At 45.1% G+C, this 1513-nt stretch carries 2 protein-coding genes; both read right to left on the bottom strand.

Features of this window, described 5'->3' with window-relative positions; all coding sequences use genetic code 11:
• On the bottom strand, positions 1–546 hold a 546-nt coding region (locus A3763_RS05085), incomplete at its 3' end, for an RsmE family RNA methyltransferase (protein WP_068759927.1).
• Between the two features lie 7 nt (positions 547–553).
• A complete protein-coding gene (gene tatC / locus A3763_RS05080; RefSeq protein WP_068510193.1) occupies positions 554–1333 on the bottom strand; it encodes a twin-arginine translocase subunit TatC in 780 nt (259 codons plus the stop codon).
• Between the last annotated feature and the right edge of the window lie 180 nt (positions 1334–1513).

Below are 1513 nucleotides of genomic sequence, written 5' to 3'. Positions count from 1 at the left end.
ATGTGGGCAGACCTGTTCTTCTCTAGGGTGGGCGACTAGTTGGCGTGTACCTTTGGAAAGTGCAGGTAATTCATCTTCAACAAAGGGCTTGAAGCGCTTTTTGATATGAATTTCGGGCATCACGGTATCCTGAGCTTGTTCTAAGCCAAGGATGCAATTCTCTAGAATTTTTTCTTCACTTAGCCAGGGGCTTTGCCAAAAGCTCTTTTCTACCTTCCAGGCATTGAGGAAATAGATTTTCTTCACGCCCATTGTTGTGGCGGTTTGAATGATTCGCTTTAACATTTTTGGTCGGGGTAGACCAATAATGAGTGTTAAGGGGAGTGGTGCGGGCGCTTCTTTTTGCCACTCGATATCGAGTTTGGCAGACTCCGTAGTGAGAGCTGTAATAGTGGCTAGGCCAATTTGCTGATTGAGCAGGCCAACGCGTATGTTATCTCCAACTTTTGACTTTAGAGTCTCATGCATATGTTCGAGTTGACGACCGGAAATCTCAGCCAGTGTTTCGCTGTGCATATTTTCGGGGAATAACAGTAGCAGGTTCATCTAATTGTTATTCGCTTACAGGTTCTTCGTTGCGCTTCTTTTCGACGAGTTTTGAAAACAGCACTCCGACTTCAAAGAGAGCCCACATTGGAACTGCTAAAAGAGTTTGCGAAATAACATCTGGAGGCGTCAATAACATACCGATAACGAAGCAACCAACCACGATGTAAGGGCGTTTTTCACTTAGGCTAGCTGAGCTGGTAATACCTGCCGCAACCAAAATAATGGTTGCGATTGGGATTTCGAAGGCTAAGCCAAATGCGAAGAATAGCTTTAGAATGAAGTCAAGATAGCGACTAATATCGGTCATTACAGTGACGCCTTCAGGTGCGGCACTGGTGAAAAAGCCAAACACCAAAGGAAAGACGACAAAGTAAGCGAATGCCATGCCGAGATAGAACAATATTATGCTCGATAGCAGTAAAGGATAGGCGAGCCGTTTTTCATTCTCATAGAGTGCAGGTGCGATAAAACCCCATATTTGAAAGAGCACATAAGGCATTGATATAAACAGTGCCGTCATTAGTGCCAGTTTGAAGGGGGTAAAGAAGGGTGATGCGACATCGGTCGCGATCATGGTGCTACCTTCGGGTAAAAAGACCCTAAGTGGCTCTGAGACAATCAGGTAGATATCGTTGGCAAAATAGTAAAGGCCTGCGAAGATCAATATAACGCAAAGCACAGAACGCAGGAGGCGTGTGCGCAATTCTATCAGATGGCTGATTAGAGGCTGGCCTTGGTCGACTACAGTGTCGTTTTCAGTTGCGTTGTCAGAAGTCTTACTCATGTCTTTACTATGCTTAGCTTATTACGGAGGCCATGTTATGACTGCTTAGGCTTGTCGTTTTGCGTATTGCTTTGAAGGTCTTTTGACGAATCAGGCTCTTTTGGTGCCTGAAACAGCTTGTCATACTCATCTCTTGGTAAGGGCTCGAACTCTTCAGCTTCTTTGAGCGTTTCAACTCCG

It is taken from the genome of Oleiphilus sp. HI0128 (assembly GCF_001635365.1).
This window is presented reverse-complemented; position numbering and strand designations above follow the sequence as displayed.